Consider the following 14,028-nt stretch of genomic DNA (forward strand, 5'->3'; position numbering starts at 1 on the left):
TTCTCTCCCTTATTATTTTGTTATTAGCTCAAGGCTGGGTGGGTATTTGCAAACCACGCCTGTTGATTCATACCCGCCAAGAATTGCTGCAGGTTCGGCCAGTTTTGAATATCAATACGGTTACGAAATTGTGCCCAGCTCAAAAAGCATGCTAGCCGCAGATGGGCGTCATTTTTCTCGTCAACTTCACCCCACTCGCGGCTATTTAAATCGTCAAGTATCGCGTTCACACGATCTTGTTGGCGCGTTAAGTAAGGTACTTGTTCAGCCGTAAGGTTATCCATACTTAAAATAAAGATGTTTACGGTGGCATCTAAAGCTGTATTGATCGTGCAATAAAGGTCAAAGGTGGCTGGGTCCTCACAGAATCCCTCACCCGCTAAAGTGCGAAGATAACGTAAAATCGACGACGAATCATGCAATTCTAGGCCATCATGAGAAAAGTAAGGTACCCGTTTGGTCGGCGTTTGCTGCGCACTCTGAGTGTAGTCTGTTGGTACAAACTCATAGTCATGCTGATGCTGTGCCAAGACAATGCGACAATGACGTACGAATGGTGAAGTATAACTGCCAAATAGTTTCATATCGGTTCCTGAAAAACGCTAAGCTAGAACAAACTGCAAAGAGATTAGCATAATGAAAAAAGCCATACAGTATTTACTTAAAGGCCTTGCGATATTGTTACCAATTATTGTGACCATCGCCCTGGCGCAATGGCTGTTAGTCACCATCGAAACGTGGCTGCGCCCTATCTGGATAGCTTTACTTAGCGAGGATTATTATTTCCCGGGCCTCGCCTTTATCAGTTTCATTTTACTCGCAGTGCTGATTGGGTTTAGCACGCGCTGGGGCTTTATGAATAGCCTGTGGGCATTACCCGGCAAACTTATGGATAAGATGCCATTGCTCAATAGTCTATACGGCACCGTCAACGATGTGTTCGAAATGATGTCCGGTAAAAACTTTGCTGAAGAATCGGTGGTCATGGTAACCATGCCGGGTGGCGAACTTAAACTCATTGGTATTGTTACCAAAAAAAGCGGCATTAGCGGCGACAAACTTTCTGAAGCCCTTGATGATGACCACGTCGCGGTGTTTTTGCCGATGAGTTACAATGTCGGTGGCTACATGGTAATGGTACCGCGCAGCTGTATTGAACCGCTAGATATGAGTCCGGCCGATGCCTTACAACTGACTATCAGTGGCGGCCTAGGTAAAAAGAAAATTAGGGAGCGTGAATGAGTTATTTACCCTGTGTAGAAATCAATCCTGAACAGACCGCTAACCGCAGTGTTATCTGGTTACATGGCTTAGGCGCAGACGGTAATGACTTCGCTCCAATTGTTCCGCATCTGCAGGCGCCAGCAGGCTGTCACGTGCGTTTTGTGTTTCCCCACGCTCCACAAATGCCAGTTACCATCAATGGCGGTATGCGTATGCCTGCTTGGTATGACATTTTATCGATGTCGATTGAGCGTAAAGTGGATACTGAGCAATTACGAGCATCTGCTGCCGAGATCCGTAAGCTGATAGAACGCGAGCAAGAACGCGGCGTTAAACCTCAGCACATTATCCTTGCAGGCTTTTCACAAGGCGGTGCGGTGGCTTATGAAGTGGCTCTCAGCCATGCGCAACGACTCGGTGGCTTGTTGGCGTTGTCGACCTATTTAGCGACTTATGAGAGCATCTCATTGAGTAATGCCAATCGCGACCTGCCCATTCTTATTCAGCACGGCAGCCAAGATCCTGTGGTTCCCGAATCGCTAGGTAAACTGGCCTACAACTGGCTAGCTGATCAAGGGTATCCAGTAGAGTTCCAAAGCTTTGCAATGCAACACCAAGTCTGTGGCGAGCAGATCGCCGCCATCAATACTTGGTTAAGCAAGCACTTGTAGTTTGTCGGCCCACTGCGCAACCCATTGCATGGCTGTGTCGTGATTCGCGGTACGAATGTTGACATGGCCTACTTTGCGACCCGGTTGTGGCGTTTTGTTGTACCAATGGCACTGGGCGTCTTGGTGATGCCATAAACCGACAGGAATTTGTTGTGCGCCAATCACATTGAGCATCAACGTTGGCGCAATCGACAGTTGCGGCAATGGCATGCCAGTCAGCGCTCGAATGTGCAAATCAAACTGACTGCAGGTTGCACCTAACATCGTCCAGTGACCCGAATTATGCACGCGCGGCGCTACTTCATTAATCAACAATTGCGCGTTTGCACCCTCACCGACCACGAAAAATTCAATCGCGAACACACCCACATATTTAAGCGCGTCGGTAAGACGTTGGAAGGCTTCTGTGGCTTGCTCGGCGATGGCCGCTGGCACCTCATCGATGCCACCAAGGCTGTAACTAAGAATACCTTGGCGATGCACATTAGTGATCAACGGATAACTACAGGTGCTGCCGTCTTTGGCACGCGCACCTACCAAAGAAACTTCTTTGATGAATGGAATGAGATCTTCAACGATGCCCGGCGCTTGCCCTGCTTCGCTCACTACAGCTGCGATGTCATCGCCTGGCTGATAGCGCCACTGCCCTTTGCCATCATAACCGCCGCGAGCGGCTTTGATCACCACCCCGCGCTCTGCTTGACGTAGAATCTTCTCTAGTTCAGTTGGGGTGTTGTAACTTTGCCAAGGTGAGGTTGCCACGCGGCAATCATCGAAGAGCTTTTTCTCAGCGCGACGATCCGTCAAACTTTGAATGCGCGCAGGGTCCATCAAAAACTTATCGCGCGCCGCCGCCATAACATTGGCAGGAATCGCTTCATGTTCCCAGCTGACCACATCAGCCCAAGCCACGGCGTCTTGCAAAGACCAGGGCAAACTCACTTGTGCCGACAGCGGTTTAATTTCTTCGGTGCGGGTACTGTACAGCAGGCATTCATGGCCATGGCTGATCGCACTTGCACCCAACATTTGACCTAATTGACCGTCACCCGAGAACAATAGCTTCATGCGTCAGGCAACTCCAAATCTGGACCGTTCATGACTTTGTCGCGTTGTGCGGTGCGAAATGCATTTACGTTTGCGCGAACATCGGCGTTGGTCGTACCGATGATTTGCGCAGCTAGCAAGCCAGCATTCGCAGCACCAGCTTGACCAATCGCTAAAGTACCCACAGCAACGCCTTTTGGCATTTGCACAATCGACAACAGGCTATCAAGGCCTTTCAATTGTTTGCTTGGTACTGGAACGCCCAACACTGGAATTGCCGTATAAGCGGCCAACATGCCCGGTAAGTGCGCGGCACCGCCAGCGCCAGCAATAACTACGGGCACGCCATCTTGTTCTGCTTGTTGCATTGAAGATTTCAATAAATCGGGGGTGCGGTGAGCGGACACTACTTCAGCGCGCCACTCGACGCCAAGGTCTTTTAACATTTTCGCGGCGTGTTGCATTACCGGCCAATCAGACTGCGAGCCCATCAGAATAAGTACAGGTGCCATACGCTGCTCCTTTTGAGAAAGCAGCGAATTTTACCAGTTAGTCAGAAAGGTGCAAATTTATTGCGCGACTTTTAGTCGATCACGCCCTTGGCTTTTCGCTTGATAGAGCGCTGAGTCAGCTGCGCCAAGCCATTCACCCCACTGTTGACCAGTTTTATATTCAGCCAAACCACCGCTGGCTGTTACTGTCACGGTAAGGGATTTCACCGAGAACGGATCGTGACGAATCCGATCGAGCATCTGGGTTGCAAGCTCCTTCGCCTCGTCAGTTGCAGTGTTTGGAAAAATGACTACGAATTCAGCACCATTCGAACGCACCACAGTATCGTTAACACGTGCAACACTGCGCAAGCGACGCGCAACTTCTTCAAGTACCTTGTCGCCGAACAAGTAACCATAACGGTCATTAACGCTTTGGAATGAGTCCATGTCGATTTGCACCAAACTTGCCGGCTGTTTTGCCCGCTCAGCTTTATTTGCTGCCTGCTGCACCATGTCACTTAGGTACTCGCGTTTCACACACCCAGTTAAAGAATCGGTAGCAGCAGCACTGAATAGCTTGCGTTGCATGCTGCTCATCATAATCAAGAATGCCGCGCCAACGCCAATCAACACCAGCATTGAAATTGCTACGCGCCAAGCATACTCAAACGGCAGCACTTGATAAATTACCGCAGCGAACAAGGCATAAATTAACATGATAACGAGCACGAAGATGGTCTTGTCGAACATAAAAAAGACCATCGCAAGGATCGGATACATCCAATAAACGCCCAGAATCCCTGCACTCTTCATCGAGACGCTCACTAAGGTACCGAGACAACAAATGACTAGAAAGTTAATCCATTGCGGCGCAAGTTCGTTGCGATAGAGATAGCCGATAATAATAAAGCCGACGGCAATACAAAATAAAGCGGCGGCGGCAGCCCAACTGCCTTGGATGGCGGCGTAAATAGATGTACCCGCAATCACAATACCGGAGCCGAAATAAATCCCGCGCATCGCCAGCAGGCGAAAATGCTGCCATAAATCAAATGTTGCGGCTGATGAAGGTGAATAGCTCTGGTTCATAGGCTTTATCCGTTATTTTTTTATTTACTGTACACCTTAACGAGTGCTTGCGCTACATACGCGATTACGGCCCTCTCGCTTGGCTTTCAATAGCGCCTGATCAGCGGCATTAAGCCACTCGGCCCAAGACTGTTTAGCAGCAACTTGTGCGACTCCAAGCGAAATCGTGACCGTGACTTCGTGTTGCTTACCTTTAAACGGTTGCTCGGCGATTAAATCTCTTAATTTATGCGCCACTACCATGGCGGCGTCTTCATTAGTTTCGGGCAGTAGAATTAAAAACTCTTCGCCGCCCACCCGAAAAATATCATCGTTTTTGCGTAATACTGCGCGCAAACGCTTCGCGACTTGCTTGAGAATTTGGTCACCGAACAGGTGTCCATACTTATCATTGAGCGGTTTGAAATGATCAAGGTCGATAATAATGACGCTTGCCGGTCGTTGATAGCGCTGCCATCTCGACAACGCATCTTCGAGCACCGCGGTAACCAAGTGGCGATTATTGAGTCCCGTTAACGTATCGGTAACGACAAGTTGTCTTAACAATTCCTGTAGTTGCCGTAGCAAAACCACAAATACCGAACCCAGCACTAGAATAATGGTGAGCGTTGCCGTGAGTCGCCATGCATCATCGAGCGGCAGCGAGAATGCGGCTGTTCCACCAAACACTACCACTAACGATGCTGCTGCGATAATCCCTGCCGTACCTGAAAATAAGAAAAAGCACGCGGTAAGGAGCGGATAAGTCCAATACACACCCAGATAGGCATTAAAGTGCATCGATACCGCAGTGATACTCGCTAATAGTGTGATAAAAACGATTCGAAATGGGAGTGGAATACGTTGGCCGCGGTAATACCAGGCAACAATGCCAAACAACACGCTCGCGCCGAGGATGATGCTCGCCAGTATGTGATTGCCGATGACAAACTGCGCTAGTGCTAAGACGAGCTCAATAATAGCTCCAGCCCAGACAATGTTGCCCGTAACTTTGATTTTAAAGCCTTGTAATAATTCGTCTGCCGACTTATTTGCTGGGCTTGTTTCCGTTTTATGCATTGGCGAACTCTTTCATTCCATTCAACAACAAGCTAGACCCTAAGGATAGGAAAGGCAAGCCGTTTCAGGCACAATGAGATTAACTTCATAGTTCAAGGAGTAGGCTAATGTTACTCACTGCAGAGCAGTCCTTATTGGTCATCATTGATGTGCAAGAAAAACTCGCACCGGTCATCAACCAACGCGACCAATTAATAGCACGCATGCGCTGGCTCGGTGAAATTGCTAACGAACTTAATGTTGGCGTGCTCGTCACCGAACAATACCCGAAAGGGCTAGGGATTAGTGTCGACGCCCTAAGTGGTGTGATTGAAAATGCCCAAGTGGTTGAGAAACTGCACTTTAGTGCCTGGCAAGAACCTAATTTCGTCGAAGCTGTTGAAAACCACGACAAACGCCAAATTATTTTAATGGGTATGGAAACTCACGTTTGTATCTTACAAACCGCTATGGATATGGCACAAGCGGGTTACCAAGTCTATGTTGTCGAGGACGCCGTTGGATCGCGACGAGACTCTGATAAACAAACGGCTTTAGCGCGATTACGACAAGCCGGCGTCAACATTATTAGCAGTGAAATGGCGGCTTATGAGTGGCTTTATAAAAGTGGTACCGATGAGTTTCGGCACATCACTAAAAATTGGATTCGTGGATAAATTTAGGCTTGACTAAAGAAAGTTCATTTGACAGCCGTTTCAATGAGCGTATACTGACCGCGCTAGAAAAAATTGGCTGTCTCATTGTGGCCTGTTACGAAGTCAATTGCTGTACCTCGTTTTGTAAGTCCCAAGTTATACACGATTTTTATTAGCAACACCCTAGATTTTCACATGCATACGAGGAATTTCAGCATGTCTACAGTAACTGGTAAAGTAAAGTTCTTTAACGAAGCTAAAGGTTTCGGTTTCATCGAGCAAGAGCAAGGCGCAGACGTATTCGTACATTTCAGCGCTATCCAATCTGATGGTTTCAAAACTTTGGCTGAAGGCCAAACCGTTCAGTTCACTATTGCTCAAGGTCCTAAAGGTCCTCAAGCTGAGAACGTGGTACCTATGTAATCACGTTGCTTCGGCAGCCTAGATTAATAGAATCCTAAAAAGCCGCTCCTTGAGCGGCTTTTTTTATGCTTTCCTTCAGCCTGTTAGTGACGATAGCTATACCATCCTGCTTTATAGCTCTGCTTGGTTGCTGATAACTTCGCCTGCTCCAAGCCCTCGGCGAGGGCCCGCTTGGCCCGCACTGTATCCCCTTGCGCCGCATAAACACTTGCTTGTCCCCAATAAACTTCGTGCAAATAAGGAGCGTAATACGCAGCTTTCTCGTACATGGCTAACGCAGTTTCAAATCGGCTCTGCGCAAAGGCGCGCTCGGCTAATACAATCCAAGTGTAGGGGTTTGGGTCCGGTAGCGCCTGAATACGTCGCTCGTACTCCGTTATAGCCGTTTCGTTATTGCCTGATCGTGCTAGTGCGAGCGCATTATGCAGCACATTCAAGTTAGTTGGCTCAAGCTGCAATACGTAGTCATAAATCCGTTGCGCTGTCTGCGTATCACCCGCCCGTCGATGCAACAAGCCGATAATATTGAGCGCATCCCCATCGTTCGCCGCATAGCGCAAAGCAGTTTTCGCATACGCAAAAGCCAAATCAGGTTGCTCAGCTAACATAAACTCGGCCGCTCGGTTACGGTAGTACAGCGCAAGGAACTTGGCTTCACTGATGATACCGCGACTACGGGTGTCCTTTGCGGGGAAGTAATCTACCACCACCCACTGACGCTCATAAAGTACATCTCGACTTTCTTCGCTGGGCACCGGGCGGTACAAGCGCGCGCGCACATGATCCGATTCCATTACCGTATCGTTGATGCGATCGTAAACAGGCGCATTCGTCACTTGTTGAAACTTAATCTCGACATCGACTAAATCAGCCAAACTTTTCGTGACGATAGCTAACGCCATACAATTGCCCGCCTGCAACGCCAAAGCTTCACTTGCGGTGTAAGTCTGTTCTTTGTAGCTAAAGCCATGGGTCAGATCGCTCAGATAGCGGCTAATGCGCTCATTGGCGGGTAAATGACTCAAGTGCCCATTGAAGACACGTAAAAACGCCTGTTGCTGCGCGTCACTGAGCGCAAACAACTGTGCTGGTGAGGTTACCTCTGGCGTTTTATCAAACAAGGCATCATTAAATGTTGGCGGGCTTAACTGCTGATGCACCAACGTTTGTTCGCGCAGTTGTGTTGGCTGCCCAGCGCAACCAAGCAGCGTAAAAATTAAAAGCGGCGTGATGTATCGTAAGATTGCCATAACAAGTTACCTCTGTGGCAACTGCCCTGGCGCAATAGATTGATGTTATTGGTCGCGTTTGCGTCGTTCAGCTGCTTCTTGCTCTGCAGTGATGAAGTCCATATCGTCCAATTCAACTTCCGGTATTTCTTCACACACATTACCGCCAAGTTTATTCACCGCGCAACATAAATCAGCGACTTTTTGATCAAGTAAATGCACATGATCGAGCATGCGACCAATCGCTGTTGCGACAGGGTCTGGATTGTCGGGCGAAATGGCATAAGCATCAAAACCATACTGCTTGGCCATTTCTGCGCGACGCTTGCTGACTTCGGGAGCCACTTTCGAGTTTGCCACACGGGCAGGGATTCCCACCACCGTGGCCTCCGCTGGTACGTCTTTTACCACTACCGCGTTCGAGCCGATACGCGCGTTTTTCGCAACAATGATAGGCCCGAGGACTTTTGCCCCTGCACCAATGACCACACCATCTTCAAGTGTCGGATGTCGCTTACCTTGGTTCCAACTGGTTCCGCCTAAAGTGACACCATGATAAATGGTCACATCATCACCAATTTCAGCGGTTTCGCCGATGACCACACCCATACCATGATCAATGAAAAAGCGCCGTCCAATACGCGCCCCCGGATGGATCTCAATGCCGGTTAACCACCGCGCGACGGTCGATAAAAAGCGTGCAAGCCAGTAAAAACGCCAATTCCATAAGCGGTGATTCATGCGGTGCCACCAAATTGCGTGCAATCCTGGATAGGTCGTTAGTACCTCAAACCAGTTGCGCGCAGCAGGGTCACGGGCATACACACTGTTGATGTCTTCGCGTAGGCGTTTGAACATGAAAACTCTTTCCACTGTTGGTAAGTGTCCTAATTATATCAATTTAATAGCTGATGCGTTAATTCAGCGTTTTTATGCGGTCTATGTGCATCGACAAACTTGATTTGCCAGTTACGCTGGGCGTATGGTGAAGCTTCGTGCATTATTTGTCTAATAAAGTGTCTAACCCAGAATCGAGGAAGCTATGGCAAAATCAACAAAAACAACTCTAATGCTGACCCACCTCAGCGCCAGCTTACTATTAGCTTGCAGCGCTGCGCAGGCCGATACCCTGATTTATGCTGGGCAATTGATTGACGGTACCGGTGCGGAACCAGAACGTAATAAAACCATTGTCGTCGATGAAGGTCGCATTACTGCAATTGTCGATGGTTTCCAAGAAGCCGCTGCTGACGATGTCGTCATTGACCGCCGTGAAGGCACCGTCATGCCGGGTTTCATTGACATGCACACGCACCTCACCTCACAACTCGCGCCGGGCAGCTATATGCATAAATTCACCAAGAGCGGTCCAGATGTCACCCTCGATGCGGTCAATTTTGCCGGTAAAACGTTGATGGCGGGCTTCACCACCGTGCGCGATTTAGGGGATTCGTACAACGCCAGTATCGCTCTACGCAATGCGATTAAAGCTGGCAAAGTAGATGGTCCGCGTATTTTTACCGCCGGTAAATCAATTGCCACTACTGGCGGTCATGCGGATCCAACCAATGGCGCGAAAGAAGACCTCTATCCGTCACCAACCCCAGCAGATGGCGTAGTTGATGGACCTTACGACGCTCGTAAAGCGGTTCGCGCGCGTTATCAAGACACCGCTGACTTGATTAAGCTAACCGTCACGGGTGGCGTTTTAAGCGTGGCTAAGAGTGGTCAGAATCCGCAATTCATGCAAGACGAACTCAATGAAATTGTAAACACGGCACGCGATTATGAAATGAAAGTTACCGTGCATGCCCATGGTAAAGAAGGCATGCTGCGCGCTATTGAAGCTGGCGTGGACTCCATTGAACACGGTACTTACATGGATGCCGAAGTGATGGAGGCGATGAAAGCGAAAGGCGTGTATTACATTCCAACCATCACCGCTGGTAAATCGGTTGCCGAACGCGCCAAGATCGATGGCTTTTTCCCAGAGCTGGTGCGCCCGAAAGCGGCTGCAATTGGGCCGAAGATTCAAGGCACTTTTGCCGAAGCCTATAAAGCAGGTGTGAATATTGCTTTTGGTACCGACGCAGGCGTCTTTGATCACGGCGAAAACTATCGTGAATTCGTTTACATGGTCGAAGCAGGCATGCCGGCTCTAGAGGCAATCAAGGCCGCAACTCATGAAGCTGCGACCCTACTCGGTACGATTGACGACTTTGGTACATTAACGGTTGGCAAGCGCGCCGATATCGTTGCGGTTTCAGCGGATCCTTTAGCTGACATTACTGTACTTGCCGATATCGACTTCGTAATGAAAGACGGGCAGGTCTATAAAAACACTGCTAATTGAAGTCCTTCAGTAACTGGCGGACGTCTGCCAAAATGACGTCCTCCAGTTCTTTCTCGTAACCTTCACGCTCATCATCCATTTTGCGAATTTCACTTTTCGGATATTGCTTACGCGCCTCGTGGGTGGGCATGTGCTTGATTCGCTCATACATGGTATGCAGGCCTCGATAGCGTTCACTGTAAACCGGTTTCCCCTCTTCCACCCGTAAGTCTAGCAACACGACTAATCGCAACGCGCCCTCAGACAGCGCACACTGACCTTGGTCCATCGCTTTGGCGATGGTCACAATACTCTCGTGCAAACGCTCATTACGTTTCTGAATTGCCGCATCGCGGCGTTTATTCTGATCTTGTAACCGTCCTAGCAGGCGCCCAGCTACAAATGCCAGCACGGCGACAATTATCACCGCGACCACAACTAATAGCCATGCCCACCATGGGAAATTACTCATCATCATCGTCCTCATCATCGTCGAAGTTTAACCCGAGCAACTCAGCGAGCTGCTCAAAACGCTCTGTTCGTTCGTCTACGTAACGTTCTTCGCTAGGGTTTAACTCATCGCCACTATCGATACGATCCAACAGTGTTTGCAGCCGTGTGTCGTTCTCGAGCGCGTGCAACTCGGCTTCTGCCGCAGCACGGTCAAAACTCGGCTGTGCTGCTACTTGCGTGTTGGCAGTGACCAAGGTAATCGGTTTTTTGCTGCCCAAACGTGCATCAGCTGTCGGTTTACCTGCTACCGTTTTAGCTGTTTGCTGTTGCGGATTAAAGCGCGAGCCGGGCTTGTGCCCTTTGCCTTTGTGCTTAGTCCCTTCTGGGGCTTTGCGTTGGACTTCATCTCTAGGCTTTTTGGAGGCTGCGAGCGGGCCAGTTTTGCGAGTCTTTTTCTTGCGCGTCATAGGTAGGCTTCATGTTGTGGCAAAAGATAATGCATAGTGTAACCGAGCAACGCAGAAAATAAAAAGGCGATGCCGAAGCATCGCCTAGTGTATTCTCTCTTACTCACACAGCGCACGTGCGATTCACGAGAACGGTTGTCAATTCATCCGTGTACTTTATTATAACTTCCGTGAGTTTTTTTATTGTTATTGTTATCTTTTCGCGCATCAACCGAGCATTAGCTTTTGTTTTTATTTGCTTGGTTAAGGATGGCCTCCTGGCCTGTTGTTATTCCCTGGATTAAAAACGTAAGTTGCTTGGCAACCGTCAGAACTCGCTGTCTCAGCGGTTTCCCTAATCTTGAATGGCATTCAGACTACTGAATCGTCATTTTTTATCAATGATTTTTATGGTCTAAAAAAACTTTTTTTTATACCCATATGGTTTATGGGTTCATTTTTAAAGGCTTTCTTCGCGTTTTCTGTAACATAAAAACAAAAAAAGCAGCACTCAGGTGCTGCTTTTTTGTCCGCTTTTCGACAGTTTTAATACAGTCCAGCGAGGTATTGCGACAAAATTTCGATATCTTCGTCGGTCAGTTTCGCAGCTACATCACGCATCATGCCGTTCATATCATTAGCTCGTGAACCATCGCGGAACATTTCAAGTTGCTGCGCAATATACGCCGGATGGTTGCCTGAGATATCTGGGAACTTCGCCAGCCCCATACCATCACCACGCGGGCCATGACAGGCAACACAAGCCGTTAAGCCACGCTCTTCATCGCCCCCCATGTACAACTTCTGTCCTGCGGCAACCACATCTTCAGGAGCTGAACCTTGCATTGGATCTTGCGCGGCAAAGTAAGCAGATAAATCAGCGATGTCTTGATCACTCAAAGACGCTGCTTGCCCCTGCATAATGGCATTCGCACGGCCTTCTTCACCGCCGGTCTCACCCGCCAACTGATAATCGTGCAACTGCTTCATCAAATATGAAGCGTGCTGGCCATTTAGCTTCGGGTACATGTCTGACGGTGAATTCCCAGTAGGACCGTGACATGCAGCACACACCATTGATTTTTCCTTGCCGGCTTCTGCATCACCGGTCTGCGCCATAACTGCGCCAGTAAGACCAAGATACAGCCCAACGAACATTGCAAGTTTTTTCATGATCGAATTCTCTGCTCTGGAAAATGTTGTAACAGACGCTATTTTACACAAAACTTCTAAGGATTAAACGTCTAATCATGATAGTATACGCTTTCCTGTAAGGCTTTATAGACACTATGACTGACGCAATCCTTAACTTCCAACCGACCGTGTTCGTTACCAGCGCCGCAGACATTCGCCAATTGCCTGCTGATGAGGGCGTTGAAATCGCCTTTGCGGGTCGCTCAAATGCCGGTAAATCAAGCGCATTAAATACCTTAACGCGGCAGCGAAACTTAGCGCGTACCAGTAAAACGCCCGGACGCACGCAATTGATCAACGTGTTTGAGGTGTTACCTGGTAAACGCTTAATCGATTTACCTGGTTACGGCTATGCGAAAGTCCCTCTTGCTGTTAAAGAGAAGTGGAATCGTGCTCTAAGCGAATATCTACAGAAACGTGAGTCCTTGCGTGGTTTGGTGTTATTGATGGACATTCGTCACCCATATCGCGATGTCGACCAAGAATTGTTGCATTGGGCGACGGCCTCAGAAATTCCTGTATTAATACTTTTAACTAAAGCTGACAAGTTAAAGCCCGGTGTGCGTAAAGCAACGCTTTTACAAGCCCGCGAAGCCGCTCTCGTGTTTGGTGGAGATGTCGCTGTCGAAATGTTCTCATCGCTAAATAAACTGGGCTTGCCGCAAGTTGAGGCGAAACTGTCCGAGTGGCTGATGGCTGATGCAGAGTGATGTACCACCGCTAAAAGCTTGGTTATTACTCGGCCTACTCGCGCTGATTTGGGGTAGCTCGTTTCTGTTGATAAAAAAAGGCTTGCTCGGTTTTAGCCCCGACCAACTGGCCGCTATCCGCATTGCTTCAGCTGGTTTTTTCTTGCTGCCCTTTATTCTCCGACGGTTTAAAACCGTTCGCGCGCACCACTGGCCCAAGTTGATATCAGTAGGCTTAGTCGGCAGCTTTATTCCTGCTTTCTTGTTTGCCTTTGCGCAAACCCAGTTACCCTCTGGGGTGACAGGAGTACTGAATACCTTTACGCCGCTTGCGACACTCATCATTGGCGTACTGATTTTTAAGCAAACCGCGCGTTCGCAACAGTGGATCGGCGTGGTGATCGGTTTGGTGGGTACGGTGCTGCTGGTGACCGCAAGTGCTAACGGTGATCTTGAGTTCAATCGCTTCGGTTTACTGATTATTGCTGCGACGATTTGTTATGGTCTGAATCTCAATCTGATTAAACACCATATTCCCGATCTTGGCGCTCTCACGATTACCGGTGTTTCATTGTTCTTGGTCGCACCCCCCGCACTTCTCTATCTATTGTTCGCGACGCCTTTCGCAGAGCAAGTAACGGTGGCAGACAATTGGTTCCCGTTGGCGGCGATTCTCGTGTTAGGAATCGTTGGCACCTCTTTGGCGCTTATCATTTTTAACACGGTAGTGAAAATGACCGATACCACCTTTACCAGTTCGGTAACTTATCTAATCCCCATCGTTGCCCTCATTCTTGGTATTCTTGACGGTGAACCCTTCTACCTGCAACACGGATTTGGCATGGCCGCTATTTTAGGTGGTGTTTGGATCGCCAACCGCCGCAAAAAGCAGCCGTTCAATACCCAACGATAATTGCAAAACAGTCGCCATCGTCTACTTTTAAATCGACTCGTCTAGTTGTCCTGTCACTGCTGTTCCTAATTTCCTATTCAAATAACAGGAGACTGCAGTATGGATCGTAAATTTTTACTTTCGGCTTTTA

Annotated in this window: 17 protein-coding genes; 7 read left to right on the forward strand and 10 right to left on the reverse strand. The window is 48.7% G+C overall.

All coding sequences use genetic code 11. The features are described 5' to 3' along the window. Positions 1–23 precede the first annotated feature (23 nt). Positions 24–584 (reverse strand): glutathione S-transferase family protein, encoded by a 561-nt coding sequence (locus IDAT_RS10640; protein ID WP_034733458.1) that lies wholly within the window; start codon positions 582–584, stop codon positions 24–26. Positions 585–636: 52 nt separating this feature from the next. Here IDAT_RS10640 and IDAT_RS10645 point away from each other — a divergent pair, with 52 nt between their 5' ends. Further along, a complete protein-coding gene (locus IDAT_RS10645) occupies positions 637–1,242 on the forward strand; it encodes a DUF502 domain-containing protein (protein WP_034733459.1) in 606 nt (201 codons plus the stop codon). Next, positions 1,239–1,895 (forward strand): alpha/beta hydrolase, encoded by a 657-nt coding sequence (locus tag IDAT_RS10650; protein WP_034733461.1) that lies wholly within the window; start codon positions 1,239–1,241, stop codon positions 1,893–1,895. Before IDAT_RS10645 ends, IDAT_RS10650 begins: the two co-directional genes overlap by 4 nt. Here the strand turns inward: IDAT_RS10650 and IDAT_RS10655 are convergent. From IDAT_RS10655 to IDAT_RS10670, 4 genes are read right to left on the reverse strand one after another with little or no spacing between them, the layout of a single operon-like run. Continuing rightward, positions 1,878–2,963, reverse strand: coding sequence for a 5-(carboxyamino)imidazole ribonucleotide synthase (locus IDAT_RS10655; protein ID WP_034733462.1), 1,086 nt, complete (start codon positions 2,961–2,963; stop codon positions 1,878–1,880). The two genes, IDAT_RS10650 and IDAT_RS10655, sit on opposite strands and share 18 nt — an antisense overlap. Further along, the gene (purE, locus tag IDAT_RS10660) at positions 2,960–3,454 is read right to left on the reverse strand and encodes a 5-(carboxyamino)imidazole ribonucleotide mutase (protein WP_034733464.1); all 495 of its coding nucleotides are present in this window, start codon (positions 3,452–3,454) and stop codon (positions 2,960–2,962) included. Before purE ends, IDAT_RS10655 begins: the two co-directional genes overlap by 4 nt. A gap of 57 nt (positions 3,455–3,511) precedes the next feature. Beyond that, complete coding sequence (locus tag IDAT_RS13030; protein ID WP_051986735.1) at positions 3,512–4,525, reverse strand: GGDEF domain-containing protein; 1,014 nt, start codon at positions 4,523–4,525, stop codon at positions 3,512–3,514. Between the two features lie 36 nt (positions 4,526–4,561). Beyond that, positions 4,562–5,584, reverse strand: coding sequence for a GGDEF domain-containing protein (locus tag IDAT_RS10670; protein ID WP_051986737.1), 1,023 nt, complete (start codon positions 5,582–5,584; stop codon positions 4,562–4,564). A 107-nt stretch (positions 5,585–5,691) separates the two neighbouring features. On the opposite strand from IDAT_RS10670, the gene IDAT_RS10675 reads away from it, so the two are divergent. Next, on the forward strand, positions 5,692–6,240 hold the full coding sequence (locus IDAT_RS10675) for a hydrolase (protein WP_034733466.1): 549 nt from the start codon (positions 5,692–5,694) through the stop codon (positions 6,238–6,240). Positions 6,241–6,435: 195 nt separating this feature from the next. Further along, positions 6,436–6,642: a cold-shock protein gene (locus IDAT_RS10680; RefSeq protein ID WP_034733468.1), complete on the forward strand. Its 207-nt coding sequence runs from the start codon at positions 6,436–6,438 to the stop codon at positions 6,640–6,642. Positions 6,643–6,725: 83 nt separating this feature from the next. On the opposite strand, the gene IDAT_RS10685 is transcribed toward IDAT_RS10680, so the two are convergent. Further along, the gene (locus IDAT_RS10685; RefSeq protein ID WP_034733470.1) at positions 6,726–7,892 is read right to left on the reverse strand and encodes a tetratricopeptide repeat protein; all 1,167 of its coding nucleotides are present in this window, start codon (positions 7,890–7,892) and stop codon (positions 6,726–6,728) included. 45 nt (positions 7,893–7,937) lie between these two features. Next, a complete protein-coding gene (gene cysE, locus IDAT_RS10690; RefSeq protein WP_034733471.1) occupies positions 7,938–8,729 on the reverse strand; it encodes a serine O-acetyltransferase in 792 nt (263 codons plus the stop codon). Positions 8,730–8,913: 184 nt separating this feature from the next. Between cysE and IDAT_RS10695 the strand changes: the two genes are divergently transcribed. Then, on the forward strand, positions 8,914–10,224 hold the full coding sequence (locus IDAT_RS10695) for a metal-dependent hydrolase family protein (RefSeq protein ID WP_034733474.1): 1,311 nt from the start codon (positions 8,914–8,916) through the stop codon (positions 10,222–10,224). Here the strand turns inward: IDAT_RS10695 and IDAT_RS10700 are convergent. The 3 genes from IDAT_RS10700 to IDAT_RS10710 all read right to left on the reverse strand — a co-directional run bounded on the left by IDAT_RS10700 (position 10,217) and on the right by IDAT_RS10710 (position 12,275). Beyond that, a complete protein-coding gene (locus IDAT_RS10700; RefSeq protein WP_244441645.1) occupies positions 10,217–10,681 on the reverse strand; it encodes a DUF2489 domain-containing protein in 465 nt (154 codons plus the stop codon). The two genes, IDAT_RS10695 and IDAT_RS10700, sit on opposite strands and share 8 nt — an antisense overlap. Further along, complete coding sequence (gene yihI, locus IDAT_RS10705; protein ID WP_034733478.1) at positions 10,668–11,123, reverse strand: Der GTPase-activating protein YihI; 456 nt, start codon at positions 11,121–11,123, stop codon at positions 10,668–10,670. Before yihI ends, IDAT_RS10700 begins: the two co-directional genes overlap by 14 nt. A 525-nt stretch (positions 11,124–11,648) precedes the next feature. After that, the gene (locus tag IDAT_RS10710; RefSeq protein WP_034733480.1) at positions 11,649–12,275 is read right to left on the reverse strand and encodes a c-type cytochrome; all 627 of its coding nucleotides are present in this window, start codon (positions 12,273–12,275) and stop codon (positions 11,649–11,651) included. Positions 12,276–12,391: 116 nt separating this feature from the next. On the opposite strand from IDAT_RS10710, the gene yihA reads away from it, so the two are divergent. Together yihA and IDAT_RS10720 are read left to right on the forward strand one after the other, a co-directional pair. Then, entirely contained in the window at positions 12,392–13,006 is a 615-nt protein-coding gene (yihA, locus tag IDAT_RS10715) for a ribosome biogenesis GTP-binding protein YihA/YsxC (RefSeq protein ID WP_034733482.1), read from the forward strand. Beyond that, positions 12,996–13,898, forward strand: coding sequence for a DMT family transporter (locus IDAT_RS10720; RefSeq protein WP_034733484.1), 903 nt, complete (start codon positions 12,996–12,998; stop codon positions 13,896–13,898). The genes yihA and IDAT_RS10720 overlap by 11 nt, the downstream gene beginning before the upstream one ends. The last annotated feature ends 130 nt before the right edge of the window (positions 13,899–14,028 follow it).

This window comes from Pseudidiomarina atlantica, from assembly GCF_000753735.1.
GTDB lineage: Bacteria > Pseudomonadota > Gammaproteobacteria > Enterobacterales > Alteromonadaceae > Pseudidiomarina > Pseudidiomarina atlantica.

What these genes read in the sequence shown, in the direction of transcription:
- IDAT_RS10640 (WP_034733458.1), bottom strand. Translation starts at nt 584, where the DNA reads ATGAAACTATTTGGCAGTTATACTTCACCATTCGTACGTCATTGTCGC.
- IDAT_RS10645 (WP_034733459.1), top strand. Translation starts at nt 637, where the DNA reads ATGAAAAAAGCCATACAGTATTTACTTAAAGGCCTTGCGATATTGTTA.
- IDAT_RS10650 (WP_034733461.1), top strand. Translation starts at nt 1,239, where the DNA reads ATGAGTTATTTACCCTGTGTAGAAATCAATCCTGAACAGACCGCTAAC.
- IDAT_RS10655 (WP_034733462.1), bottom strand. Translation starts at nt 2,963, where the DNA reads ATGAAGCTATTGTTCTCGGGTGACGGTCAATTAGGTCAAATGTTGGGT.
- purE (WP_034733464.1), bottom strand. Translation starts at nt 3,454, where the DNA reads ATGGCACCTGTACTTATTCTGATGGGCTCGCAGTCTGATTGGCCGGTA.
- IDAT_RS13030 (WP_051986735.1), bottom strand. Translation starts at nt 4,525, where the DNA reads ATGAACCAGAGCTATTCACCTTCATCAGCCGCAACATTTGATTTATGG.
- IDAT_RS10670 (WP_051986737.1), bottom strand. Translation starts at nt 5,584, where the DNA reads ATGCATAAAACGGAAACAAGCCCAGCAAATAAGTCGGCAGACGAATTA.
- IDAT_RS10675 (WP_034733466.1), top strand. Translation starts at nt 5,692, where the DNA reads ATGTTACTCACTGCAGAGCAGTCCTTATTGGTCATCATTGATGTGCAA.
- IDAT_RS10680 (WP_034733468.1), top strand. Translation starts at nt 6,436, where the DNA reads ATGTCTACAGTAACTGGTAAAGTAAAGTTCTTTAACGAAGCTAAAGGT.
- IDAT_RS10685 (WP_034733470.1), bottom strand. Translation starts at nt 7,892, where the DNA reads ATGGCAATCTTACGATACATCACGCCGCTTTTAATTTTTACGCTGCTT.
- cysE (WP_034733471.1), bottom strand. Translation starts at nt 8,729, where the DNA reads ATGTTCAAACGCCTACGCGAAGACATCAACAGTGTGTATGCCCGTGAC.
- IDAT_RS10695 (WP_034733474.1), top strand. Translation starts at nt 8,914, where the DNA reads ATGGCAAAATCAACAAAAACAACTCTAATGCTGACCCACCTCAGCGCC.
- IDAT_RS10700 (WP_244441645.1), bottom strand. Translation starts at nt 10,681, where the DNA reads ATGATGATGAGTAATTTCCCATGGTGGGCATGGCTATTAGTTGTGGTC.
- yihI (WP_034733478.1), bottom strand. Translation starts at nt 11,123, where the DNA reads ATGACGCGCAAGAAAAAGACTCGCAAAACTGGCCCGCTCGCAGCCTCC.
- IDAT_RS10710 (WP_034733480.1), bottom strand. Translation starts at nt 12,275, where the DNA reads ATGAAAAAACTTGCAATGTTCGTTGGGCTGTATCTTGGTCTTACTGGC.
- yihA (WP_034733482.1), top strand. Translation starts at nt 12,392, where the DNA reads ATGACTGACGCAATCCTTAACTTCCAACCGACCGTGTTCGTTACCAGC.
- IDAT_RS10720 (WP_034733484.1), top strand. Translation starts at nt 12,996, where the DNA reads ATGCAGAGTGATGTACCACCGCTAAAAGCTTGGTTATTACTCGGCCTA.